This is a genomic window from Ruegeria sp. CK1, assembly GCF_056536545.1.
The window spans coordinates 318,424-339,566 of record NZ_JBQFPX010000002.1 but is presented as its reverse complement, the minus strand read 5'-3'; the positions used below and the strand labels follow the sequence as shown (position 1 = coordinate 339,566).

At 55.5% G+C, this 21,143-nt stretch carries 22 protein-coding genes and 1 pseudogene; 14 read left to right on the top strand and 9 right to left on the bottom strand.

The features are described from left to right. Positions 1-119: 119 nt before the first annotated feature. Together ACR0L3_RS08245 and tig are read left to right on the top strand one after the other, a co-directional pair. A complete protein-coding gene (locus ACR0L3_RS08245) occupies positions 120-1,244 on the top strand; it encodes a porin (RefSeq protein ID WP_480745200.1) in 1,125 nt (374 codons plus the stop codon). Positions 1,245-1,427: 183 nt separating this feature from the next. Continuing rightward, complete coding sequence (tig, locus tag ACR0L3_RS08240) at positions 1,428-2,759, top strand: trigger factor (RefSeq protein WP_480745198.1); 1,332 nt, start codon at positions 1,428-1,430, stop codon at positions 2,757-2,759. Between the two features lie 99 nt (positions 2,760-2,858). Here tig and ACR0L3_RS08235 read toward each other — a convergent pair whose 3' ends face one another. The 6 genes from ACR0L3_RS08235 to rpsF all read right to left on the bottom strand — a co-directional run bounded on the left by ACR0L3_RS08235 (position 2,859) and on the right by rpsF (position 6,610). Then, positions 2,859-3,707: an acyl-homoserine-lactone synthase gene (locus tag ACR0L3_RS08235; RefSeq protein ID WP_480745197.1), complete on the bottom strand. Its 849-nt coding sequence runs from the start codon at positions 3,705-3,707 to the stop codon at positions 2,859-2,861. A gap of 94 nt (positions 3,708-3,801) precedes the next feature. Continuing rightward, entirely contained in the window at positions 3,802-4,503 is a 702-nt protein-coding gene (locus ACR0L3_RS08230) for a LuxR family transcriptional regulator (protein ID WP_480745195.1), read from the bottom strand. 236 nt (positions 4,504-4,739) lie between these two features. After that, the gene (locus tag ACR0L3_RS08225; RefSeq protein WP_480745194.1) at positions 4,740-5,216 is read right to left on the bottom strand and encodes a transglycosylase SLT domain-containing protein; all 477 of its coding nucleotides are present in this window, start codon (positions 5,214-5,216) and stop codon (positions 4,740-4,742) included. Positions 5,217-5,368: 152 nt separating this feature from the next. Then, on the bottom strand, positions 5,369-5,989 hold the full coding sequence (gene rplI, locus ACR0L3_RS08220) for a 50S ribosomal protein L9 (protein ID WP_480745192.1): 621 nt from the start codon (positions 5,987-5,989) through the stop codon (positions 5,369-5,371). A gap of 12 nt (positions 5,990-6,001) precedes the next feature. Next, positions 6,002-6,229 (bottom strand): 30S ribosomal protein S18, encoded by a 228-nt coding sequence (gene rpsR, locus ACR0L3_RS08215; RefSeq protein ID WP_005608650.1) that lies wholly within the window; start codon positions 6,227-6,229, stop codon positions 6,002-6,004. A gap of 27 nt (positions 6,230-6,256) precedes the next feature. Next, positions 6,257-6,610: a 30S ribosomal protein S6 gene (gene rpsF, locus ACR0L3_RS08210; RefSeq protein WP_480745190.1), complete on the bottom strand. Its 354-nt coding sequence runs from the start codon at positions 6,608-6,610 to the stop codon at positions 6,257-6,259. Between the two features lie 295 nt (positions 6,611-6,905). Between rpsF and ACR0L3_RS08205 the strand changes: the two genes are divergently transcribed. Together ACR0L3_RS08205 and ACR0L3_RS08200 are read left to right on the top strand one after the other, a co-directional pair. Beyond that, positions 6,906-7,424, top strand: a complete 519-nt coding sequence (locus ACR0L3_RS08205) for a hypothetical protein (protein WP_480745189.1) — start codon at positions 6,906-6,908, stop codon at positions 7,422-7,424. A 131-nt stretch (positions 7,425-7,555) separates the two neighbouring features. Further along, positions 7,556-8,128 (top strand): YceI family protein, encoded by a 573-nt coding sequence (locus ACR0L3_RS08200; protein WP_480745187.1) that lies wholly within the window; start codon positions 7,556-7,558, stop codon positions 8,126-8,128. Positions 8,129-8,185: 57 nt separating this feature from the next. Here the strand turns inward: ACR0L3_RS08200 and ACR0L3_RS08195 are convergent, their stop codons facing one another. Continuing rightward, positions 8,186-9,412: a cytochrome b/b6 domain-containing protein gene (locus ACR0L3_RS08195; RefSeq protein ID WP_480745186.1), complete on the bottom strand. Its 1,227-nt coding sequence runs from the start codon at positions 9,410-9,412 to the stop codon at positions 8,186-8,188. 170 nt (positions 9,413-9,582) lie between these two features. Between ACR0L3_RS08195 and fabD the strand changes: the two genes are divergently transcribed. From fabD to mltG, 7 genes are all read left to right on the top strand, one after another. Then, positions 9,583-10,521: an ACP S-malonyltransferase gene (fabD, locus tag ACR0L3_RS08190; protein WP_480745184.1), complete on the top strand. Its 939-nt coding sequence runs from the start codon at positions 9,583-9,585 to the stop codon at positions 10,519-10,521. A gap of 39 nt (positions 10,522-10,560) precedes the next feature. Beyond that, the gene (gene fabG / locus ACR0L3_RS08185; protein ID WP_480745182.1) at positions 10,561-11,298 is read left to right on the top strand and encodes a 3-oxoacyl-[acyl-carrier-protein] reductase; all 738 of its coding nucleotides are present in this window, start codon (positions 10,561-10,563) and stop codon (positions 11,296-11,298) included. 208 nt (positions 11,299-11,506) lie between these two features. Continuing rightward, on the top strand, positions 11,507-11,740 hold the full coding sequence (locus tag ACR0L3_RS08180) for an acyl carrier protein (protein WP_008756330.1): 234 nt from the start codon (positions 11,507-11,509) through the stop codon (positions 11,738-11,740). Between the two features lie 136 nt (positions 11,741-11,876). After that, entirely contained in the window at positions 11,877-12,416 is a 540-nt protein-coding gene (locus ACR0L3_RS08175) for a GNAT family N-acetyltransferase (protein ID WP_480745180.1), read from the top strand. 118 nt (positions 12,417-12,534) lie between these two features. Then, positions 12,535-13,278, top strand: coding sequence for a 1-(5-phosphoribosyl)-5-[(5-phosphoribosylamino)methylideneamino]imidazole-4-carboxamide isomerase (locus tag ACR0L3_RS08170; protein ID WP_480745178.1), 744 nt, complete (start codon positions 12,535-12,537; stop codon positions 13,276-13,278). Between the two features lie 203 nt (positions 13,279-13,481). Continuing rightward, on the top strand, positions 13,482-14,747 hold the full coding sequence (fabF, locus tag ACR0L3_RS08165) for a beta-ketoacyl-ACP synthase II (RefSeq protein WP_480745176.1): 1,266 nt from the start codon (positions 13,482-13,484) through the stop codon (positions 14,745-14,747). Next, on the top strand, positions 14,748-15,908 hold the full coding sequence (gene mltG, locus ACR0L3_RS08160) for an endolytic transglycosylase MltG (protein ID WP_480745174.1): 1,161 nt from the start codon (positions 14,748-14,750) through the stop codon (positions 15,906-15,908). 39 nt (positions 15,909-15,947) lie between these two features. Here the strand turns inward: mltG and ACR0L3_RS08155 are convergent, their stop codons facing one another. Continuing rightward, positions 15,948-17,204: a DEAD/DEAH box helicase gene (locus ACR0L3_RS08155; protein ID WP_480745172.1), complete on the bottom strand. Its 1,257-nt coding sequence runs from the start codon at positions 17,202-17,204 to the stop codon at positions 15,948-15,950. Between the two features lie 751 nt (positions 17,205-17,955). Between ACR0L3_RS08155 and ACR0L3_RS08150 the strand changes: the two are divergent. From ACR0L3_RS08150 to ACR0L3_RS08140, 3 genes and pseudogenes are all read left to right on the top strand, one after another. After that, positions 17,956-18,986, top strand: a pseudogene (locus ACR0L3_RS08150) (DNA-packaging protein); the annotation flags it as partial. After that, complete coding sequence (locus ACR0L3_RS08145; protein WP_480745170.1) at positions 18,913-20,469, top strand: phage tail protein; 1,557 nt, start codon at positions 18,913-18,915, stop codon at positions 20,467-20,469. The pseudogene ACR0L3_RS08150 and the gene ACR0L3_RS08145, both read left to right, overlap by 74 nt. A gap of 8 nt (positions 20,470-20,477) precedes the next feature. Then, positions 20,478-20,774 (top strand): DUF7742 family protein, encoded by a 297-nt coding sequence (locus ACR0L3_RS08140; protein ID WP_480745168.1) that lies wholly within the window; start codon positions 20,478-20,480, stop codon positions 20,772-20,774. Here the strand turns inward: ACR0L3_RS08140 and ACR0L3_RS08135 are convergent. Then, a complete protein-coding gene (locus tag ACR0L3_RS08135; RefSeq protein WP_480745166.1) occupies positions 20,755-21,093 on the bottom strand; it encodes a TraR/DksA family transcriptional regulator in 339 nt (112 codons plus the stop codon). The genes ACR0L3_RS08140 and ACR0L3_RS08135 overlap by 20 nt on opposite strands. Positions 21,094-21,143: the final 50 nt, after the last annotated feature.

The window sequence follows — 21,143 nt, the reverse complement described above, 5'->3', positions numbered from 1 at the left end:
TTGGCAACCAGAAAGACAATCCCGCAATGCTTCAAAAATAAAAGCTTAGGCCCTTGGAACCTGAGCAAAGTGCGGGCGAACGAGGACAAAGATGAGCCGAATTTTTCGAGGTGCGTGAAATGACCCATAACCTAAAACTGACTTCGATGGCCGCAGTTTTGGCGGCGACAACGGCAGTGCCTGCTGCGGCACAGTTGAAGTATGACAACAACAGCGGCGGTTATGTGCAGTTGTACGGACAACTCCATCCCGCCCTGATTTCGGTGGATGATGGAGAGGAAACAGAAACACGGGTTCTGGATCACAACATTTCCAACAGCCGGGTTGGTTTGCAGTTACTGCAACCCTATGGTGCCAATGATTTTACCTTCCGGTTTGAAACTGGTCTGGGGTTGCCCAACTCCAGTGAATGGAACCAATTGGGTACGGATTTCAGCGGCTGGACGCGTGAAGATATTCGTCATACAGACTTCGCTCTAAAAGGTGATTGGGGCAAATTCTCGGCGGGCCAAGGTAGCATGGTTTCGGATGGTGCGGCTGAGGTCGACCTTTCTTATGTCGCTGCAGCCCTTTATTCGTTCACAAACGATGAAAACTCGGCCTTCTTTTATCGAGATGGCGGAGGCAACCTGAGTGCCATTACAATTGGAGACAGTGCTGACAACTTTGACGGCCCGCGGCGGGGACGTTTGCGCTATGATAGCCCCAGCTTTAACGGTTTTTCGGCGGGGATCGCGTACGGCAAGAACATTCTGTCCAGTAGCGATGATGATGACTATTTTGACGTTGGGCTACGCTACGCAACTACGTTCACCAATGGGGTCGAGCTTAGCGCCGCCGTTGCTTATGCAGTCCGTTCGCGTGATGATAACTCGGGTGATCGAAAGGATACCATCGGATCGGTCTCAGCGCTTTTGCCTAGCGGTCTAGGCTTTACGTTCGCGGCAGGTACGCGTGACGAGGAAGAAGACAGTCTTTCGGATCCCAATTACTGGTATGGTAAAATCTCGTACGAGGGCGATTGGCTGTCCTGGGGCAAAACCGGCTTTGGCATTGACTATTACAGCGGTACGGATTTTGTAACTGCTGGTTCGGATACTAAAGCTTGGGGCATAGCCGTCGCCCAACAGATCGACGCGATTAACACAGAAGCTTACCTGAAATACCGAAATCATGATTTCGATAACGGTACCTCTTTTGATAACAACGAAGCGTGGGTGCTTGGCGCGCTCTGGAAGTTCTAATCGATTTCACCACGTATAGAACGCGCCCCGGATATTTCTGGGGCGCTTTTTTGTTCAAATCGGCGGCAAAACAAGGCTGATCCGGGCTTTGCCCCTTGCACGCGGGCGGCAGTACAAATAGAAGGCCTCAAATTTGCCCGGCGCGCCGTTTTGCGCGCCCCGAATCCTATGGGGACTACCATAATGCAGGTTACCGAGACGCTGAACGAAGGTCTGAAACGCGGCTATAACATTGTCGTATCCGCGGCTGAGCTGGACGATAAAGTAAATGAAAAGCTGGTCGAAGCACAGCCTGAAGTCGAGATGAAGGGTTTCCGTAAAGGCAAGGTGCCTATGGCGCTGCTGAAAAAGCAGTTTGGCCAGCGCTTGCTGGGTGAAGCGATGCAAGAGAGCATCGACGGTGCGATGAACAAGCACTTTGAAGACAGCGGCGAGCGTCCGGCTCTGCAGCCTGAAGTCAAGATGACCAATGAAGACTGGAAAGAAGGCGACGATGTTCACGTCGAGATGTCGTATGAAGCGCTGCCTGAGATTCCTGAAGTTGACCTGAAATCGGTCGAATTGGAAAAACTTGTCGTCAAAGCAGATGACGCGGCCGTCGAGGAAGCGCTGAACAGTCTGGCCGAAACCGCGCAGGACTTTAAAGCGCGCCGCAAGGGTTCAAAAGCGAAAGATGGCGATCAGGTCGTGATCGACTTTGTAGGTAAAGTTGATGGCGAAGAATTCGAAGGTGGTTCTGCCGAGGACTATCCGCTGGTTCTGGGTTCGAACAGCTTCATTCCTGGTTTCGAAGAGCAGCTGGTTGGCGTTAAGGCAGAGGAAGAAAAAGACGTCAATGTCACCTTCCCCGAGGAATACGGCGCTGAGCACCTGGCCGGCAAAGAAGCTGTTTTCACATGCACCGTGAAAGAAGTGAAAGAACCCGTTGCTGCCGAGATTAACGACGAACTGGCAACCAAATTCGGTGCCGAAGACCTGGCTGGTTTGAAAGCCCAGATCGCTGAGCGCTTGGAAGCCGAATACGCTGGTGCGTCACGCGCCGTCATGAAGCGTGGCTTGCTCGACGTACTGGACGAGAAAGTCTCGTTTGATCTGCCGCCGTCGCTGGTTGAAGCCGAGGCCAAGCAAATCGCACACCAATTGTTCCACGAGGAAAACCCGGATGTGGAAGGCCATGACCACGGTGAAGTCGAGCCTACCGAAGAGCACAACAAGCTGGCTGAACGTCGTGTGCGTCTGGGTCTGTTACTGGCTGAATTGGGTCAGAAGGCCGAGGTTGAGGTGACTGACGCCGAAATGACTCAGGCAATCATGAACCAAGCGCGTCAGTACCCAGGTCAGGAACGTCAGTTCTTTGAATTTGTGCAGCAGAATGCTCAAATGCAGCAGCAGCTGCGTGCCCCGATCTTCGAAGACAAGGTCATCGACTACATCGTGGAGCTGGCTCAGGTAGCAGACAAAGAAGTCAGCAAAGACGATCTGCAAAAAGCCGTTGAGGCACTGGACGAGGAATAATCCTCGTCTGCCCATCCTCGGATGGGTACGAAAAAAATCGGAGCCGTCTGAAATGAGACGGCTCCGGTGGGTGGCTTTTGAACTTATGAGGTGAGGGGGTCAGGCCTCATGAGCAAAAGCACGGGGGGTTCTTAGCAGAGCGGACTTCTGCTCTGGGGTAAATCGGTCCGAAAGCGCTTCGACCAGTTTCAATACAGCGCTGACGTCGTCTTTCGTTCTCGCCGAGTGCATTTGTTCGACAAAATATTTTTCAAGATCGGTCAGCGGCTTGTGGTCGGTATTTGCAGGCTTTGCCGTTTTGCTGCGAGCAAAACGCGCCAATGCCTGCTCTTCGGTTAGAAAGACATCATGCTCGATACCCGCATAGTCACGTATGCCTGAAATCCGTTCATCCGAGCAATCCATCAAGGCCGCCATTGCAACAACCTTACCCATCGGTTTGGCAGTTCCAAGGTAGTCGTACGGCGCGTTGCCCGAGCGTTGTAGTACGCGGTTCATCACAGGATCAATAACAGCGATCGAGTCCAGGACACCGGCAGTCTTGGCGTATTCGAATGAGCCGATCATGACCTCGCTGGTGACATAAGAGACAGAGTTTTTGCCGCGTCCACGCCCCAGCCTTTTGGTGTCAACACAGAACCGAGTTGCTTCCCATACCTGAGAACTTCGCAATGGTGGTTCACCGTCAAGAATAGAATTGAAGACGTCCGAAAGCATGTGTGGACCCGTCGTCTGCAACAGACGCATGCATCCAACGACTTCCCCCTCGTCGTCGATGCTGACTACGTGTGCAGGACTAAGGTCGTCGAACATGTCGCGTTCGCGTCCGTCCTTGATGTGAACTTCCCAGCCCAAGCGATCTCCGAACACGCGTGCTCGGAGTTTGTACATTTCGTCCAGGACGTCACTAAACAAATGTTGGTTGATACCATCGATTACGATGATCATTTCCATCCCCCTACAGTCTGGTTACCGTGAACCCAAGGTTAACCAAGTTCTGATCGGTGACTATTGGGGGTTTCCCGTATTTTTACGGATTTGTTTATCCGGGGGCGATTATGCCAAGGCCTATAGCACGACCGATGGCCTGTGGGGTGGTCAAAGCGCCCAGTTTTTCACGCCCAGACCGCATGTGAACCTCAACGGTTCGGTGGGAAATGGACAGGATATCGCCGATGTCCTGCTGAGATTTGCCCTCAGCCACCCATTGCAGGATCTCTTTTTCACGCGTGGACAGGGCGGGAAGGTACAATGCCTTAGCAAGAAGGCCGGATTGCATAACTGTGTCATGCGCTTGAACTGCTGCCAACTGAAGGTCGGCCATAACGTTCTTCTTCAGCTTCTCCCACTCGGCGTCCGAGCAATCGCGCGTAACATTCAGCAACCCGCACTCGCCATATGGCCCACGCACTGGCACGGTGAGCCCTCGTGACGTGATCCCAAAGTCATGGGCGTCCCGGAACACCGAGTTGAACTTTTCGTCCTGCTCGAATCGCGCCCAATCCACAGGGGCGATACTAAGCGCCGATTTGTACAACGTTGGATCGAAGTGATGGAACCCGTGACTTCCGTAGTGAATCTTCCACTCGTCTGGGTAGTTTGCATAACCTTGAACATCCCCTTTTACAGGGTTCATGGTCGCGTATGAGGCGTAGTCAAAGCCCAATTCCTCACAGACAGAATTTATGATGTCTGCAGCCGACTTCTCCTCATTGTCGATTGCGGCCAAGTCTATGAGTTTCACCTGTCCAACCTTTATAGCGACGCTCTTCACCCCCAAAAGCGCCAAGTCTGTCCAATTTCAAGTCTACGTTGCGTCAACCTTGGGGGTGTTCGCAAGGGAATTGTTAATATCGCACGGACCTAATGCGCACCTCAAGCAACGGAAGTATGTTATTTCGCCTGATTTGAGCGAAAATCCACTCATGCTGACGCTATTTCGCGTCGATCGATGACGTTGTTGTCTAATGCATCAAAGGTTTATTGCGGTTCCAATCCGGTTTCGACCAGCATTCCTCGGGCCTTGGCTTCGGGATAATATCCTTTGGCATAGAGGAATATTGCCCGTTGCTGGTCGCCATCCGACAACAACCAAGCGCCGCGTAGATACTTGCCTGCAAATTCGAGGTTGGTGTCTGCGTCCAACAGTCCCTTTGCGTTACCGCGATACCCCATGGAGCGAGCAGTTGCGGGCAGAATTTGCAAAAGGCCATAGTAGGGGCGGTTCATAGCCCACGGGCGGTGCGTACTTTCCCGGATGGCCAGTTTGTGCACAAGCTCTCGCGGGAGTTCGTAGTGATCGGCCCATTTGTTGATCGAGGCCCTTAGCTCAGGAGTTTCATTTGGATAAAGAGGGGGATCGAACGCATCTTGTGTCGGCGTTTCCGGTCCGCCGCAGGCAGCAAAAGGAACTATTAGCAACATGGCCAGCACACTGCGGCGCAAGATAGATGTCATCTGTGTACTCCGAAGTTCAGGGCGCGATGATAGAAAGCAGTGCGCCAGCTGCAAGCTTAGGATGAAAATTGGGCCGAATTTTGCCGCCGGGTGCAGGCACGAAAAAAGGCCGCACAAGATGTGCGACCTTCCCAATTTTTTGGTAAGCGGGATTAGGCTTTGGCTTCGTCTTCTTCGACCGGCGCTTCTTCAGCAACCAGCTCGTCATCGTCGGAAGCAGCAGAGCCAATGTCGTCGAACAGTTCGGCGATTTCGAATTCAGCAGCGGCCTCTTCTTCAGCAGCCAGCTCTTGAATTGATTTGCCCGATGCCTGCAGTTCAGCTTCTTCTTCCGAACGCGCAACGTTCATCTTGATTTCGACTTCGACTTCGGGGTGCAGCTTGACCGTCAGCGAATGCAGGCCCAGCTCTTTGATCGGAGCGATCAGGGCAACCTGTTTCTTGTCGACGGTGAAACCTGCTTCGGTTGCAGCGTCCGCGGCATCGCGCGGAGTGACCGAGCCGTACAGCGCACCGGAATCTGATGCCGAACGAATCACAACGAACTGCTGACCATCCAGCTTTTCGGCCAGCGCTTCAGCTTCTTTCTTGGTTTCCAGGTTGCGTGCCTCAAGCTGAGCTTTCTGGGCTTCGAACGATGCGATGTTCGCGTTCGATGCGCTTAGGGCCTTGCCTTGCGGCAGCAGGAAGTTGCGGGCGTAGCCAGGCTTAACGTCAACGACGTCGCCCATCTGACCCAGTTTAGCAACGCGTTCCAGCAGGATAACTTGCATGTCAGTATCTCCTTACTTCACGGCGTAGGGCAGCAGGGCGAGGAAGCGGGCGCGCTTGATAGCACGAGCCAGTTCACGCTGCTTTTTTGCCGAAACGGCGGTGATGCGCGAAGGCACGATCTTGCCGCGCTCAGAGATGTAGCGCTGCAGCAGACGGGTGTCTTTATAGTCGATCTTCGGCGCGTTCTCACCCGAGAACGGGCAGACCTTGCGGCGGCGGAAAAATGGTTTTGCGGCCATGGTTTATGTCCTTTCGTCAGGCGTTGATCAGCGGCGCTCGCGGCGGCCTTCGCGCTCATCGCGCTTCTGCATCTGGACCGAAGGGCCCTCGGCATGCTCGTCGACCTTGATGGTCAGAACGCGCATAACGTCGTCATGCAGGCGCATCAGGCGTTCCATTTCCTGAACCGCGCCAGCGGAGGCGTCGGTCTTCAGGAAGGCATAGTGGCCTTTGCGGTTCTTGTTGATCTTGTAGGCCATCGTCTTGACGCCCCAGTACTCGCTTTCGACGACGTTGCCGCCGTTGTCAGCCAGAACGGTGCCGAAGTGTTCGACGAGGCTTTCTGCCTGCGCGTTGGACAGGTCCTGACGCGCGATCATTACATGCTCATACAGTGGCATGTGCACTCCTGTTTATATCAAGGCGCATTTCATAGGCGGGGCCATTTGGTCCTTCGCGACCCTGCCACGAGAGGCTGCGCGATTCACATGATTTGCGAAGGATGGCCTCATATACACGTTTCATCGTGGGGAGCAAGTCCTGCCTAAGGTGCCCCTGCGGTGTCGTGCTATTAACATTCAATAAACATTGCGCTGCCTAATTCCTGACGCTTTTCGGCTCAAAGTTGTTTTGCATACCGGGGACTAGCCGAGACTACGGATCCCAGAACGGAAACCTGAAAACAGGGTGAGAGATATGAGTGCGATGAATACAAATACATTCCAAGAGTCCGCGAGCACAGCGAGCTATGAGAAATCTGTACCTGTGCTGATCGCATTTGCGCCTAACTGGAAAGTTCGAATGGTTCTGGCCCGCATCGTCGGAGCGTTTCTTGTCGTTATGGCGTTTTCCATGTGGTTGGTGCCTGGCTCTGCGATGGCAGCCGAAGTGTGGCCGATCAAACTTGCAGCATCGTTGTTGTTTTTACTGGTTGGCGTAAGCCTGCTGACCATTCAGCTTTTGGATGCCCGTCCGGACGCCTATTTTGACCCGATCCGCCAAGAGGTACGTGTTCTTCAGAAAAATGAAAACGGGCGCCCACAGACTGTGTTGCGTCGTAGCTACGACACGCTGGGTGGAGCCCGCTTTGGCGACGATCAAGTTGAACTCTTTGATGTTGATGGAAGCTTGCTTATGAAGCTTCCCCTGCAGTCGGCGGATGTTAGCCGAGCACTAAAGGGGCAGTTGAGCGGAAGTGTAACAATCTTCGCCTGATTTTTATTCTGTTCATCTAGGAACAGAATCTGTGAATGATTAGAGGTTGTGTGCCGCCCTTGGGCGGCACATTCTGTTTTTCGAGCAACCAGACAGGTTTGCGCCCCTAACCTTGCGGAGATTGTATTGTTATGAAAACCACACTTCTTGCTGCTGCATTGGCCGTATCGGCAACCTCGGCGTTTGCCAGCGCCGAAAAATACGTTCTGGATCCCAGCCACAGCCAGGTTTTGTTCAGCTACAACCATCTGGGTTACTCGACCACCTACGGCATGTTCTCAGGTTTTGAGGGCGAGATCATGTTCGATCAGGAGAACCCGGCTGAGTCCAGCGTTACCGTGTCGATGCCAGTGGTCGAAATGATTACAGGCTGGAAGCCACGGACAGACCATTTCATGACCGAGGATTTCTTTGGTGTCACTGAAGGTGATCTGGTCACATTCACGTCGACCTCTATCGAAGTGACCGGCGAGAACACCGCGAACATCACTGGTGATCTGACCATGAACGGAGTGACCAAGTCCGTTGTTCTGGACGCTAAGCTGAACCAGGTTGGCGATCACCCGATGGCGAACAAGCCCTGGGCTGGTTTCGACGCAACAACCACGCTGGTCCGCAGCGAGTTCGATCTGGGTCAGTTCGCGCCCTTCGTTGGTGACGAGGTCGAGGTTCGTATTTCGGTTGAGGCACAGAAAGCTGACTAGGCTTAGCCTGACCCTGTGAAACAGAGCCGCCGGGGGTTAGCCCGGCGGTTTTCTTTTTTACTCCGCCTGTGTGGCGGTCAGATCTATTGAAACAACAACAGCAAAACCCAGTGAGTCTTCTGTCGGCTGCGATGAGCCGACGTTGAAATCCATTCGATTTAGTTCAAGCTCGCCGGACATTGCGGCGGTTGCGTCCTGCAGGTCGAGCGTAAAAGGCAACACAACGTCCATCGTTTTGTCTCTGATAGTTAACGGACCGCGTGCCTCATATCCGGTATCGGTTTTGAATAGTTCGGCTTTGAATTGTGCCGTTGGAAACTGAGTGCTGTCAAAGAAATCAGCTCCCATGGCTTGATCGGTGACTGTTCCCAGGCTCAGCGACGAAATCGCGACGGTAACATCCACCGATCCAGCCAGCCCTGGTTCGGACGGGTCTTGGAAAACAATTGCGGCAGTCCAGTCAGCGAACGTTCCGGTCACCGGGCTTCCTAGCTGGGAAATTGTTATGGAAAGATTCCCTTCTTGAACCTGCCAATCCGATTGCACTTCGGTCAGTTCCGCAGTGTCGGTCGCGGCGGCGGAGTGATGTGAAAAGACCCCGATGGACCATCCGCCGATCAAAACTGCCACCCAGACCGCCAGTGCGGCGAATGCAGGAACGGCCGAATGGTGCTGGATCGGCGGCTCTGGCGCATCGGAACGACCGGGCAACATGCGACGCAGGGTGCTGTCCTTGTCTACCACGTGGTGTTTCAACGCACCGGCGATGTGCAGGGCAAGCGATCCCGCCAGAACCAGAATGAATAACCAGTGAAGGCTGGCGGTGACTTCGGCAAAGAAGGGAGACTTTGATACAAATGGAAGGTTTTGACCAAAGGGCCACAGGATCGGGGCAAACCCTTCTGCTGCGGCGTGATGAAGCCAACCCGTCAAAGGCACAAGCACCAGTGACGAATACAGCATCCAGTGAACAGTTTCGGCAGCAAAGGCCTCGGGTTTGTTTTCTGCGTTCAACAGACCGGGTTTGGTTTGTGTGATGGCCCAAAGGATACGGGCCAGAGCGACGAAAAAAACGGTTATCCCAACGGTTTTATGCAGTGAGAACAGGCGGACCGCTTTTACAATGTCGTCTTCAGTGGTTGGGATGGAAGGGTCGTAAATCGCATGCGCCAACTGATTGGCAAACCAACCCAGCGGCAGGGCAGTGAAGATCAACAAGGCAGTGAGCCAATGAAAGGTCTTGGTCACGCTGCCATAGCTGGAAAACGTATTAGTCGAGGACATCGGTTGCTCCGAGATGGGGTGGCTGCGATCAACGTAAAGCCATGGGATCAGGACTCAATAGCGAGATGCGCACACTTACGGTGCCAATGTGCAGAGGTCAGGCAATGCTTGTGCCGCGCGGTCACACGGTTTACACCCCGCCGCAACCTAAAGTCATCCAAGAGGTCGCAATGACACGCGCATTCGTTTTTCCGGGGCAGGGCGCCCAAACCATTGGGATGGGTAAGGCTCTGGCCGAGGCCTACCCGGCTGCAAAGGCTGTGTTCGACGAGGTCGACGAGGCATTGGGTGAAAAGCTAAGTGCGCTGATCTGGGAAGGCGATATCGCTGACCTTACGCTGACCCAGAACGCGCAGCCTGCGCTAATGGCGACCTCTATTGCAGCCACGCGCGCATTGGCGGCTGAAGGTGTCGCTGTAGCAGATGTGGCTTTTGTCGCGGGCCACTCGCTGGGCGAATATTCTGCGCTGGCTGCGGCTGGTGCGATTTCCGTAGCTGATACAGCCCGTTTGCTGCGCACCCGTGGTCAGGCCATGCAAAGCGCCGTACCCGTTGGCGAAGGTGCCATGGCGGCTATCTTGGGGCTGGACTTGGACGCCGTTAGTGCTGTGGCCGAAGAGGCCGCGCAGGGTGAAGTCTGTCAGGCAGCGAACGACAATGACCCGACGCAGGTTGTGGTGTCGGGCGCTAAGGCGGCTGTCGAGCGGGCGGCAGAGTTCGCCAAAGAAAAAGGTGCAAAGCGTGCAGTGATGCTTCCGGTAAGTGCACCGTTCCATTGTGCGCTTATGCAGCCGGCTGCTGATGTTATGGCAGAAGCACTGGCGGTCGTTGAGATCAAGGCACCCGTCGTGCCGCTAGTGGCGAATGTGCGCGCCGAAGCGGTCACGGATCCGGACATGATCCGTCAGTTGCTTGTCGAACAGATTACCGGTTCAGTGCGTTGGCGCGAGAGCGTGCAGTACATGGCCGCGCAAGGCGTGACCGAGACATGGGAGATCGGCGCAGGAAAAGCGCTGTCTGGTATGATCCGCAAAATCAACCGCGACATCGCAGGTAAAGCCGTAAGTACGCCGGAAGATGTGCAAAAGGCCATTGAGGCCGAATCGTAAGGAAAATAGTCCCAACGGACGCACCAAGAGGGAAATCGAATGTTTGATTTGACAGGTAAGAACGCGCTGATAACCGGCGCTTCGGGCGGTATCGGGGGTGATATTGCGCGTGCGCTGCACGGCGCTGGAGCAACTGTCGGGCTGTCCGGAACTCGGGTTGAGCCCTTGCAAGCCTTGGCTGATGAGTTGGGTGAACGCGCGCATGTGCTGCCGTGCAATCTGGGTGATGCCGATGCCGTTGCGGCGCTTCCGAAGCAGGCCGCCGAAGCAATGGGGTCGGTGGACATTCTGGTGAACAACGCAGGTATCACGCGGGACAACTTGTTCATGCGCATGTCGGACGAAGAATGGCAGAGCGTCATCGACGTGAACCTGACGGCTACCGCCAAACTGTGCAAAGGTGTTCTGCGCGGCATGATGAAGTCACGCTGGGGGCGGATCATCAATATCTCGTCGGTGGTCGGCGCAACCGGAAATCCGGGTCAGGTAAACTATGCCGCGTCCAAGGCAGGTATGGTCGGCATGACCAAATCGCTGGCCTATGAGGTTGCAAGCCGCGGAATAACGGCCAATGCGGTTGCCCCGGGCTTTATCACGACGGCCATGACGGACAAGCTGACCGACGACCAGAAAGCCGGCATTTTGGGGCAAGTTCCCGCTGGTCGTATGGGCGAGCCATCAGAAATTGCCGCGGCGGTTCTGTACCTTGCGAGCCCCGAAGCAGGTTATATCACAGGCACGACCTTGCATGTGAATGGTGGTATGGCCATGTTGTGAGCGCACGCCTAGGTGGGCGCGAAAGCGTTTGCCTTGGGCGTCGTCTGTGCTATAGGCGGCACATGTATGCAGGGGTCGACCGAATGGTCGGCCTTCTACTTTCCCGGTCTTCCGGGACCCAACCGCCCGGACCGGGCAAATCAAAGCCAGCCTGAGCGGGCAAGGGCTGAACCGGGCACTACGCCCTGAAATGGAATGAGGAATAGACATGAGCGACGTCGCAGATCGCGTTAAAAAGATCGTTGTTGAGCACCTGGGTGTTGAAGAAGACAAAGTAGCTGAAAACGCTTCCTTCATCGACGATCTGGGCGCAGACAGCCTGGACACCGTTGAGCTGGTTATGGCCTTCGAAGAAGAGTTCGGCATCGAGATCCCTGATGACGCAGCCGAAACCATCCAGACCTTCGGCGACGCCGTAAAATTCATCTCTGAAGCGTCCTAATCGCTTCAAACCCTTAAAAACGGCGCTTCCGGGCAACGGAGGCGCCGTTTTTTGTGCGCGCTTTAAATTCATCCTTGCTTGGCGCTTTTTTGCTTAGCACAGTTTATCGTGAGGCAATTTTCCGAGCGGGCAGGGCATGATACGATCCACCCCGACGATAAACACGGCACGCTTGATGCTTTGCGCCATGCGGCCAGAGGATTTCAACCGGTTCGCTGAGATATGGCGCAACCCGTGTATCGTGCGCCATATCGGCGGCAAGCCGCGTTCGCGCGGTGAAGCATGGGATTCCTTCCTTCGAAATGCAGGACACTGGCAAATGGCTGGTTTTGGCCAATGGGGTGTGTTGCAGCAATCGAATCGGCTGCTGATTGGACAAGCCGGATTTTTCTATGGAAATCGCGCGCTCGGTGAAGATTTCGACAGTTTCCCTGAAGCAGGTTGGATTCTGGTGCCAGAGGCACAAGGGCAGGGTTTGGGTTTGGAGGCTGCGCAAGCGGCCCATGAGTGGTTCGACCGCGTAATGCCTGGCCCATTGGTTGCAATGGTAAATTCAGCGAATTCAGTCTCGCAAAAACTGGCCGAGAAGCTGGGTTATACTCCGATGCGAGAGTGTGAGTATAATGGGTCTTCGGTTGTCCTATTGCGCCGCAACGGACCGCCAAAACGCTTGTAGCCCCCTTTGCGGTGATGCCGCAAAATGTCCTCAGTTTGCCGAAACTGGTAAAATCGACTGTTCCTCCAATGTGTATGGTACACTGGATTGCAATGCGATTGAGCGGAGGAGCGGGCTCATGAGGATTTATCCTACTATGGAATTGCAGAACGGCCGGTGCGTGACATTGGACAAGGGCCGTCTGGACAACGCCACGATTTGGCATGTGGACCCAGTTGAAACAGCACGCGGTTGGTCGGCTGCAGGGGCCGAATGGATGCAATTGACGGATTTCGACGCGATCGAAGGCCGCGATACCAACGCAAAGTTGGTAGAGGAGATCATTCGTTCGGCCGAGATGCCGGTGCAATTGGCCGGCGGTATGCGTAGCCGTGAGCAGGTCGAACACTGGATTGACAAGGGGGCTGGGCGGATCGTTATCGGTACGCTTGCCGCTCGGGATCCCATTTTGGTGAAAGAACTGGCCAAGTTTTACCCTGATCAAATCGTGCTGGCGGTCGACGTCTGGCAGGGTTTCGTGATGACCGAAGGCTGGCGCAGTCAGAGCGCGTTTACTCCTGAAGCCTTTATTGAAGCCTTCGCGGACACTCCGTTTGCAGCCATTGTGGTGACCGATATCGACAGTGACATGGAGGATGTCGAGGCGCAGTTGGGTTTGATTTCCGGTCTCGCGGAAAAGTCCCGCACTCCTATCATCGCCAGTGGTGTTGTGCGCACCGCAGATGACATTTCCAGACTGGCATATATCCACAATATCTCGGGCGCGATAGTTGGACGAGCATTGTTTCTTAAGTCGCTGAGCTTGGCTGATGCGCTGGAGGTGGCAAAAACTGCGCACGAGCCGGTTGCACAGTTCCAGTAGAGTACCTAAATGCCCGAAACCGCCTTCTGCCTGAACGGGCAGCGGGCGGTTTTTCCTTTTCGGCCCATCTGTATAAGGATATGGGACAATTGTTTCGGCTTTGGCAGGATGACGTCAGACGGCGACAAACCGTTGCTCTTGCCCCGGGCCCCCGGGCCGGGGTATGAGCGTTTCTCAAACAGCAAGCAGGCAAGAGGCATTTCATGCGTAGAGTCGTTGTAACCGGTATGGGATTGGTCACTCCGTTGGCCAGTGGTGTCGAGGAAACGTGGTCGCGGCTGCTGGATGGTGAATCCGGTGCAGGCCCGATCACTCTGTTCGACGCTGAGGCAAGCGGGGTCACTACGACCTATGCCTGCGAAGTGCCGAGAGGTGACGGCACAAATGGGACATTCAATCCTGACGATTGGATGTCGCCGAAAGAACAGCGTAAGATTGAGGACTTTATCCTTTATTCCATCGCGGCGGCCGACATGGCTTGTCAGGATGCGAATTGGCTGCCTGAAGACGAGGAGTCTCGTTTGCGCACCGGTGTCTTGATTGGTTCTGGTATCGGTGGTCTGGGGTCTATTGCTGACACCGCAAACCTTATTCGCGACAAGGGTCCGCGCCGTGTGTCGCCGTTCTTTATTCCCGGTGCGCTGATCAACTTGGCTTCAGGTCAGGTCTCAATCCGTCATGGATTCAAAGGTCCAAACCATTCGGTCGTGACGGCTTGTTCGACTGGTGCGCATGCTATTGGTGACGCTAGCCGTATTATCCGCGCAGGTGACGCAGACGTCATGATTGCTGGCGGCGGCGAAGGCTGCATCTGCGAGATCGGTATTGCAGGTTTCAACGCGTGCAAGGCGCTGTCGACCAAGTTTGCTGACGATCCAAAGAAAGCCAGCCGCCCCTATGACGTCGACCGTGATGGGTTTGTCATGGGTGAGGGCGCGGGCATAGTTGTTCTGGAAGATTATGAGCACGCCAAGGCGCGTGGCGCGAAGATTTATGCCGAGGTGCTTGGCTATGGTATGTCGGGTGATGCTTATCACATCACCGCCCCGTCCGCAGATGGTGACGGCGCTGAACGTGCGATGCAAGCTGCGCTACGCAGCGCTGGGCTGGAGCCTAAGGACGTGGATTATATCAACGCGCACGGCACTTCGACCATGGCTGACACGATCGAGTTGGGAGCCGTGGAACGCCTGTTGGGTGAACATGCGAGCAACGCTACGATGACCTCGACCAAATCGGCCACCGGTCACTTGCTTGGTGCGGCTGGCGCGATTGAGGCGATCTTCTCGATCTTGGCAATCCGCGACCAGGTGGCACCGCCGACGATCAACCTGGATAATCTAGCTGTAGAGACACCGCTTGACCTTGCACCCAACGCTAAGCGTGAACGTGAAATCAACGTAGCATTGTCGAACTCGTTCGGCTTTGGCGGCACGAACGCCAGCGTGATCTTCGGGAAGGCCAGCTAAATGTGGCGGGCCTTTGCATCAAACGCGTTGACCATTCTTGTGGTCGGCTTGTTCTTGATTGGCGGTCTGATCCTTTGGGGTCAATCGCAGTACAATTCTGAAGGCCCGCTTGAAACCGCCATGTGCTTACAGGTTAAACGTGGTTCGAACATGACCACAGTTAGCCAACAACTTGAAGATGATGGCGCGATCAGCAACGCCCTGATCTTCCGTCTGGCTGCAGATTACACCGACAAAGCACAGCAACTGAAAGCAGGCAGCTTTTTGGTCCGCGAAGGCGCTTCGATGGAGCAGATCATCGATGACATTACGAGCAGCGGTGCCAGCACCTGTGGATCTGAGATTGAGTACCGGATCGGCGTGACGCGCATTCAGACCCGTGTGCGCGAGCTGGATCCCTCGACTTTAGAATTTGTAGAGATTGCCAGTTTTGAAGCTGCGGAAGAGCAAGCGCCTGAGGAGTACACCGAAAAGCGTCAGGATGCTGACACGAGATACCGTGTTTCGGTCGCTGAAGGTGTGACTTCGTGGCAGGTTGCAGAAGCGTTGAAGGGGATCGATGCCCTGACCGGTGAAGTGGCCGAGATACCGGCAGAAGGTATGTTGGCACCTGATAGCTATGAGCTAACGCCGGGTGATGATCGAACGGCTGTTCTGCAGGATATGCAGGCGAAACAGCAGCTGCGCATTAATGCAGTTTGGGAGAACCGACAGGACGGTTTGCCGATTGGCAGCCCTGAAGAGATGTTGATCCTTGCTTCGATCATCGAAAAGGAAACCGGTGTACCGCATGAGCGCGGACAGGTGGCCAGTGTTTTTGTGAACCGGCTTGAGCGCGGCATGAAACTACAGACAGACCCGACGGTGATCTATGGCGTCACTAAAGGTCAAGGTGTGCTGGGTCGCGGTTTGCGTCGAAGTGAGCTACGCCGCGCAACGCCTTGGAATACATACGTCATTGATGGATTGCCGCCGACACCAATTGCCAACCCTGGGTTGGCGAGCCTCGAGGCGGCCGTTGCACCAGAAGAAACCAATTACGTCTTCTTTGTTGCTGACGGAACTGGGGGTCATGCCTTTGCTGAAACTCTGGATGAGCACAATCGCAACGTTGCCAAGTGGCGCGAGATAGAAGCTGAACAAAACGGCTCAAGCAACTAAGAAAAGGCCGCGTTAAATAACGCGGCCTTTGTTTTCACATTATGCCGCGGGACGTCTACGAGGGCGACGACGCTTTGCAGACGAGGGTTTTCCCGTCGAATTGGCGCCATGGGGATTGCGACCGCGAAATCCGCCTCGCTTTTGCGGTTTCTTTGGCTCGGCAAACTCGGGCATCGTACCGCTTGCGACCGGGATTACGATCTTCATCAGTTTCTGAATCTGGAGCAGTTGGTCCAACTCATCCGGTGCGCAGAACGCAATCCCTTCACCCTCGCGACCCGCACGGGCGGTGCGGCCAATTCGGTGAACATAATTGTCGGGCACTTCAGGTAGATCGTAATTGATTACATAGGCCACGCCCGGAATGTCGATGCCGCGTGCGGCCACGTCGGTGGCAACCAGCACATTGATCTCTCCGGCACGAAACGCCTTGATTGCGCGGTCACGCTGCCCCTGGCTTTTGTTCCCGTGGATCGAAGCCGCGTTAAAGCCATCGGCTACCAAGCCCTTCATCAGCTTCTCAGCGCCATGTTTGGTGCGGGCAAAGACCAGCGTCAGCGCCTCCCTGTCTGCCGATAGGATTTCACGCAGTTTCCCCGGCTTTCCCGCTCGGCTAAGGAAATGGACGGATTGTGTGATCTTATCCGCTGCCTTGCCGGGCGGTGAAACTTGAACGCGCTGTGGGTTGGTGAGGTAGGCTCTGCTGAGTTCCTCCATCTGTTTCGGCATCGTCGCCGAAAACAACATGGTCTGGCGCGGCGTGCCCAGAGCGGGTGCGATTTTACGCAGGGCATGGATAAAGCCCATGTCCAGCATCTGATCCGCCTCATCCAGCACCAGATGACGCACCGAACTGAGGTCAACTGCACCACGCTCCATCAAGTCGATCAAACGCCCCGGTGTAGCGACCAGAATATCAGTGCCGCGCGACAAGAACGAGATCTGCTTGCCGATGGATTGCCCGCCAACAACAGTTGCAACACGTAGTTTGGTTTTTTGCGTTAGGTTGCGAAGGCTGTCCGCGATCTGGTTCACCAGTTCTCGGGTAGGTGCCAGGATCAGAGCTTTGACCGTTTTCGGCGCAGGTTTACCTGGCTGGGCCAGCAGGTGGTCGATCAACGGCAAGCCAAAGGCCAGTGTTTTGCCGGTACCCGTCTGGGCCAGCCCGAGTATGTCGTGACCCTTCAGCGCCAGCGGGATCGCCTGGTTCTGGATAGGAGTGGGCTGTGTGAAGTTGGCGCGTTCAAGCGCTTCGTTCAGTGCTGGGGCAAGTCCCAGCATGTCAAAGTCGAACAAGATTCATTCCTTTTTGATCCGGTACAGCGTTCCGCACCAGACAAGAGCGTAAGGCCACGCCAACAGCGCGACCGGCAGGGTTTCTGCGAAGTCTCGGGGCATACAGGCGAGTCCTGTATGTCCGGCCGTCGCATCAAGAACCCTGCGTGAAGGGGAACTAGGAGAGTTGTGGTGCGCTGTGGGGGCTGAAGGCCCAATAGCTCACGCGTCAGCGCTATCGTCGGGCGCTAATGCGCGTTTGGTCTGAGATTGTCAAGCTTTGGTTCTGCGCCGATGGGTCGGCAATCCACTGATGCCAATTGGATGTGTTCAGGTTTTCTTAATCTCGACCGTAAGTCGCCCGTTGCGTCGCCGTTGCGCAAATCATTGACTTTGCGCGCTTTTCTTCGTATAAAATGTGCCATGCTAGAAGAAGTGGGCAACGGTCGCGGGGAAACCCGGCGGCCGTTTTTCGTTTCTCTCGTGCGGAAACACTCACGCATGAGGTCACAGGCAAACATGACTTTGATTACCCCGGAAGAGCGGATGTCCCAGACGGCGGAACTTTTGCAGTCGCTGGAGACATCCATTCGCGGTTTGCGGCAAGCAGCGGAAGAACTGCGCAGGCAGATCGGTGCCGGGGAGGATGCAGACCTTGCCGGAACAGGCAAGCAACTCGGGCAGCTAGAGGGGCTGATCCGCAGTTGCCAGAAAGTGGAGACAAGCTTTGTCGAACAACATCACAGACAAGCCGGAATTGCCCAAGGGGGCTATGCGCTCGACCTTGAGCGCGCTCGATTTGAAATCGGGTGCAGGTTGGCTCGCCTCCGCAGATGCTGCGGTTCGGGAGAGATTTCTGAGTGAGATCGGGGAGGGGGGGCTTTGTGCCCTCCCTTTCCTGTTCGAGTTCTGGGCGCTGCCGCATCAGTTGCCGCCCGAGGGTGACTGGAGGTCTTGGGTGATCATGGGAGGACGCGGCGCGGGCAAGACTCGGGCCGGGGCCGAATGGGTCCGGTCGATGGTTGAGGGTTCAAAGCCGCTGGACAGGGGTGAGGCCAGTCGTGTGGCTTTAGTTGGTGAAAACTTCGATCAGGTGCGCGATGTGATGATTTTTGGTGATAGCGGGATTCTGCAGTGTTCGCCGCCGGATCGTCGACCTGCTTGGAAGGCATCGGAACGGAAACTGGTCTGGCCCAACGGGGCCGAGGCGCAGGCGTTTTCGGCCCATGACCCTGAGGGGCTGCGCGGGCCGCAGTTCGATGCGGCCTGGGTGGATGAGTTGGCCAAGTGGAAGAAGGCCGGTGAGACTTGGGATATGTTGCAATTTGCGTTGCGGTTGGGGAACGGCCCCGGGTCTGTGTGACCACCACGCCGCGCAATGTGAAGGTGTTGAAGGATTTGCTGGCGTCTCCGTCCACCGTGCAGACCCATGCACCAACTGAGGCGAACCGGGCCAATCTGGCGGCGTCCTTTCTGGACGAGGTGCGCGCGCGGTATGCAGGTACGCGGCTGGGACGGCAGGAGTTGGACGGGGTGCTGCTGTCGGATGCCGAAGGAGCGCTGTGGACCGGTTCGATGCTGGAGGCGGCGCGCTGTGTGCAGGTGCCCGAGTTGGATCGCATCGTGGTGGCGCTGGACCCGGCGGTGACGGCAGGGGCGGATGCGGATGCCTGTGGGATCGTGGTCGTGGGGGCTCAGCTACAGGGGCCGCCCGAGGAGTGGCGGGCCTATGTGCTGGCCGACCGGACGGTGCAGGGCGTTGGCCCGGCTGGCTGGGCGCAGGCGGCGATTGACGCGATGGATGCGCTATGGCTTTGATGCCATCGAGCGGGACGGAGTGCTGATGTTCCAGATGCGCGATGGGCGCCAGGCGGTTGAACTGGGCGTTGATGTGTTGGCCGAAAGTCCTGATATCGAAGGTCAGTTTGAGTTTCGAAGAGAAGCCGAAGCCGAATTAACAGGGCGCGTGCGGTTAAGGTTCGTTCAATCGGATGCTGACCACGATGTGGTTACGGAAGAGGCCGTATTGCCCGACGCGCGGACACATGCGGTATCTGAAAATGAGATGCCTTTGTCGATGACGCGCGTCGAGGGTCGCCAAACCGCAGAACGTTGGTTGAGCGAAGCGAGAACCTCACGCGACACGGCTAGGTTTGCCTTGCCGCCATCGATGCTCCATCTGGGCGCAGGGGATGTAGTCAGATTAAGCAGAGCGGGTGAAGGTAACCTTTATCGCATCGATCGACTTGAGCAGGCTGAACTACAATTGGCTGAGGCGGTTCGAATTGAGCCAAGTGTCTATACGCCATCCGACCTGCCGGACGACGTTGTGACAGCCACACCCTTCGTTGCGCCGGTTCCTGTTTTTCCCGTGTTCATGGACCTGCCACTTATCACCGGTTCAGAGAAGCCCCATGCCCCATATCTCGCCACGTCGGCGGAACCTTGGCCCGGCAGTGTCGCGGTCTATTCGGCCGCAAATGACGAAGATTATAACCTGCAAGAAGTGATTTCGGGGCAGGCTGTCATCGGCTTTACCGAGACCCCCATGCTGCGCGCGAGTGCCGGAGTTTGGGATGAAGGTGCACCGTTGCGCGTCAACCTAATCGACGGCGTTCTTGAGTCTCGTCCGCGCGAGTCGCTGCTAAACGGCGCCAATCTGGCGGCAATCGGCGATGGAACACCCGGGAATTGGGAAGTTTTCCAATTTGCCTATGCCGCCCTGCAAGGTACCGGTGCCTATAGCTTGTCAGGCCGCTTGCGGGGACAACTGGGGACAGACGCACTTATTCCGGACGTCTGGCCCGAGGATTCGATGTTTGTGCTGCTGGATCAGCGTGTCTATCAGACCAACCTGCAACGGTCCGAGCGTAGAGTAAGCAAGCACTACCGTATCGGTCCAGCGACTCGTGGTTACGATGACCCGTCATTTGTTCACTTGGTCGAGGCGTTCGAAGGTAACGGATCGCGACCATACTCTCCGGTGCATCTGAGGGCTATGGAATCGGCTGCTGGTGATAAGTTCTCTTGGATACGTCGCACCCGTCTGGATGGGGACGATTGGACTGGTATGGATGTACCATTAGCAGAGGAAAGCGAATCTTATTTGGTTCAGATTCGCGCGAATGGCTCTTTGGTACGAGAGCACGTCGTGAATCAACCGAACTGGATCTATACTGGTTCTATGAAAACGACGGATAGCATAAGCGGTCCTTACGAAGTGTCGGTGGCCCAAGTCTCGGCCAGTTACGGACCGGGATTGCCAGCCAAACTCACATTTGGATAAAACGGCCGATGCGCCCAGTCCTGCACGGAGATTTAAGCGCAGCGGCGCGAGCCTTGCTGGCCGCGCCGCCAAACGAAAGGGACCGCCTGTGCATTCGTATGATGCAGGAAGCGGAACTGGCCGATAGGCATGTCAGCCAGACGGGTAAACTGCACCCTGTATTTGGCAATGGATCTCTCATGGCCGTCGCCCGAAATCGAAGACTTGCGAATGAGCCCAGCTTTGACGACCTGCAATATTGTAAATGTTTTGAAATGGTTATCAGGCGCTTGATCCACTTTAAGATCAACCGGATGCGCAACTGACGCATTTGGTGGCGGCGAGATCAAGGAGCAATCGACCTTCTGGAATTTCGTCGCCACAGTCTTCGCAAAAACCGAATTCGCCGTCTTGAATGCGGATCAAAGCGGATTGCAACCTGCGGGTTTCAACATCACGATTTGCCTGTTGGGCTTTTGCCATCGCTTGATTTTGCAATGCGTCCATTCGGCTGAGGCGCCCGATTGCCTGCTGATCCAATTCGACAACGGATTGAGCCTCTTTCTCGGATGCAGAATGTTCTGCCAGCGCGGCTAACCGTGCCTCGATTCTTGATTTAAAACCGGCCAAATCAGGTTCATTCATTTTCGTTACCCTGCTGATCACGGGTTTGCGTTTGGTGTTTTTCCAACTAA